Genomic DNA, 3386 nt, shown 5'->3' with positions numbered 1-3386 from the left:
TCTCGAAGCCGACCGCTATGTGATGGCGATGGGTGCCGGGTCTGCGCGCATGGCGCGCACCCTGGGTGTGCACCTTCCCGTCTACCCGTTGAAGGGTTACAGCGTTACGGTGGACGTCGCACCTGGCGATGGCGCAGCACCGCAGGTGAGCGTGACCGACAGCGCTCGCAAGGTGGTGTTCGCCCGCATCGGTTCGCGCCTGCGCGTGGCAGGCATGGCCGAGCTTTCGGGTTACGACACCGCCGTCGACCCGGCACAGATTGCTTCGCTGAAAGCGTCGACCCAAACGGTTTTTCCAGGTTGCAGCAACTTCGAAACCCTGAGCCCCTGGGCCGGCATGCGCCCCGCCACGCCCACCGGCCTGCCGGTCATTGGCACACACGCGAAAGGCCCGGCCAACCTGTTGTTCAACACCGGCCATGGTGCGCTGGGCTTCACCCTGGCGTTCGGCTCTGCGCAACGCATCAGCCGCATGCTGGAGCACTGACCTTCAGGCTTTGCGCAGCGCGGGCGCTGAAGCGCGCTGCGTCAGGGCTTGCTGGAAGCATTTCACAAAAGACCGCACGATGACCGAGCCAGGTTTGCCTGCAGGCAACAGCGCATTGATGGGCACCGGGATCAAGGGTTCCAGTTCCAGCAGGTCCACACGCGTCAGGTCGGCGGACGCCGCTGTGCACGTGTCAATCACCGCAATGCCCAGCCCGTGGTGGGCCAGCGCCAGCGCCGAATGGTAGGTCTGCACGGTGATATGGAATTCGAGACCCACCCCTGCCTCGCGGCAGGCCTGGTTGAGGCTGCGGCCCACCGGGTCCATCACATCAAGCCCRACGACCGGTACTTTGGTGAGATCCTCAAGCGTGACACTGCCACGCTTGACGAGGCGCGCAGGCAGCATGCCCTTGGGTGCAACGCACACCATGCGGCCGTCGGCCAGGTGTTCCTGTGCCAGCGCCGAATGCGCTGCCGGGCTGAAAAGAAAACCGACATCCCCCTCCTGCAGCGCCAGTGCCGAGATAATTTGCGGCGAATGTAACGCCCGCACGGTAATCGCCACATCGGCATGCTTGACCCGAAAGAGCTTGATCGCGTGGGGCAGGATTTCGTAGCTGAGTGCCAGCACCGTCAGGATGCGGAGTTCCCTGGCGCTTTCGCCGGTTTTCAAGTTGGCCGCCAGGCGCTGCACTTCATCGAGCTGGGCAAACAGCCGCTCGATGTGCGGGTACAGCGTCAACGCTTCAGAGGTCGGCGTCAGCCGGCCCTTGCTGCGCTGGAAGAGGGCAAAACCCAGCTGCAACTCGGCATGCTGCAGGATGCGGCTGACGGCGGGCTGGGTGACATTGATCAGGCGGGCCGCTCCGCTGACGCTGCCGGTGAGCATGACCGCGTTGAAGACTTCGATGTGGCGCAGGCGCATGGGTGGTTCCGTGGTGCGTGTTCAGGCGGGGTGGTGCAGGCTCAGCACAGCAATTATCGTGCGCAGCATGTGCGGGTGATCCAGTCACGGAAAACGCCCATGGCCCCCGTCACGCGCCGGGATTTGAGCCGGGTCAGCCAGTAACTGCCGTTTTCAATTTCCAGCGGAAACGGCCTTGCCAGGCGCCCTTCCTGCAACTCCCGCACAAACAGGTTCACAGGGAGCAAGGCAACGCCGGCGCCCTGCGCGGCAGCTTCCGCCATGGTCAGGGACGAATCAAACACCGCCCCCCTGACCACCGGGCAGTCCACACCGGCCAGGGCAAACCAGCTCACCCATTCATCGGACCGGTAAGAGCGCAGCAGCACCTCACCGGCCAGATCGCCAGGCTCATGAAGGCGCGACGCTGTTGCAGGTGAGCAGACGGGTGACAGCGGCGAGGGAAAAAGCAGGTCGGCTTCGGTGCCGTGCCATGCGCCGTCGCCAAAGCGTATGGCGTAGTCCAGGCCCTCGCCGGCCAGATCCACGCGGTTGTTGTTGGTGAACAACCTGAAGTCAACAAAAGGGTGTGCTTGCTGGAACGCCGCCAGGCGCGGGATCAGCCAGCCCACGGCAAAAGTGCCGACAGCCCCGACGCTCAGCACTTCCCGAAAACGGCCATCACGGAATTGCTCCAGCAACGCGCCGATGCGGCCGAACGATTCCGATAGCGCGGGCAACAGCGCCTGGCCTTCATCGGTCAGGGCAAGGCCGCGCGGAAGCCGCCGGAACAGTGGGACACCCATGCGCTCTTCCAGGTTCTTGACGTGCTGGCTGATCGCGGTTTGCGTGACGTTCAGCTCGTCGGCGGCCCGTGTAAAGCTCAGGTGGCGCGCGGACACCTCAAAGGCGCGCAAGGCGTTCAAAGGAAGATGCATCTGTTCAAGCCCAAGATTTACTTATGAGTTGCCTCGATTATTGCCGTTTGCCGGAATTGCAGCCCTTCAATATCGTTACCGCTTTCATACCAACCCGAGAGTAAAAATGATGCAGAGACGACAATTTACCGGCGCACTGGGAAGCTTCATGGCGGCAAGCATGGCTTCAGTTCATGCCCAGAATTTATGGGGCATGAGCGGCACAACGCAAACCGCTGATTCCAGTTCAGTCGCCGCGCAGCTCAAAGCCCTTGAACGGGAAAGCGGCGGCCGGCTGGGCGTTGCCATCCTCAACACCGGTACCGGCGTACAGCATGGGCACCGCGCGGCGGAACGCTTCCCCATGTGCAGCACCTTCAAGCTGCTGGCCGCTGCGCTGGTGCTGCACCGGGTAGACACCGGAAAGGAACGGCTGGACCGCCTGCTGCCTGTTGACGGCGCGGCACTGGTTTCCCATTCACCGGTCACCGGGCCAAGAGCCGGTGGCAGCATGTCGCTCGCGGAGTTGTGCGAAGCCACTATCACCGTCAGCGACAACACGGCCGCCAACCTGATGCTGGCCAGCTTCGGCGGGCCCAAGGGCCTGACCGACTACGCGCGCGCGCTCGGTGACCGCATGACACGACTGGATCGCATTGAAACCGCGCTGAATGAAGCCACGCCCGGCGATCCACGCGACACCACTACGCCTGCCGCCATGCTGGGCACCGTGCAAAAAATCGTGCTGGGCAATGCGCTGTCAGACACCTCGCGCCAGCAGATGCGCCAGTGGCTGATCGCCAGCAAGACATCCGACCGGCGATTGCGCGCCCTGCTGCCGCGGGACTGCCTGGTTGGCGACAAGACGGGTACAGGCGCCCATGGCACCACCAACGACATCGRCGTTTTGTGGCCTGCGGGATGCGCGCCTGTGGTGATCACGGTGTATTTGACCAAGAGCCCAAAGCCCTTGGAGGAACGCGAGGCCATCGTGGCAAAGGCCGGTCAATTGGCGGCTTCTTTGGCCACGCCGGTTTGAGAACACGAGACAACAAAGTTGGCCGCCTCCGGGCGGC

Annotated in this window: 4 protein-coding genes; 2 read left to right on the top strand and 2 right to left on the bottom strand. The window is 63.5% G+C overall.

What is annotated here, in order from left to right; translation table 11 throughout:
- Positions 1–487 (top strand): FAD-dependent oxidoreductase (locus tag AC1DWI_RS17155; protein ID WP_477725283.1); only part of this gene is annotated, 487 nt, incomplete at its 5' end.
- A gap of 3 nt (positions 488–490) precedes the next feature.
- Here AC1DWI_RS17155 and AC1DWI_RS17150 read toward each other — a convergent pair.
- Both AC1DWI_RS17150 and AC1DWI_RS17145 read right to left on the bottom strand, forming a co-directional pair.
- Positions 491–1414 carry a LysR family transcriptional regulator gene (locus tag AC1DWI_RS17150; RefSeq protein ID WP_477669007.1) on the bottom strand — a complete coding sequence of 308 codons (924 nt, stop codon included), beginning with the start codon at positions 1412–1414 and terminating at the stop codon, positions 491–493.
- A gap of 53 nt (positions 1415–1467) precedes the next feature.
- Positions 1468–2331, bottom strand: a complete 864-nt coding sequence (locus AC1DWI_RS17145; protein ID WP_477669006.1) for a LysR substrate-binding domain-containing protein — start codon at positions 2329–2331, stop codon at positions 1468–1470.
- 109 nt (positions 2332–2440) lie between these two features.
- Here AC1DWI_RS17145 and bla point away from each other — a divergent pair, with 109 nt between their 5' ends.
- On the top strand, positions 2441–3349 hold the full coding sequence (bla, locus tag AC1DWI_RS17140; protein ID WP_477725282.1) for a class A beta-lactamase: 909 nt from the start codon (positions 2441–2443) through the stop codon (positions 3347–3349).
- Positions 3350–3386 lie beyond the last annotated feature (37 nt).

The organism is Polaromonas sp. P3_C2 (assembly GCF_056402675.1).
The sequence above is the reverse complement of the archived record's forward strand: the minus strand, read 5'-3'. Positions and strand labels throughout refer to the sequence as shown.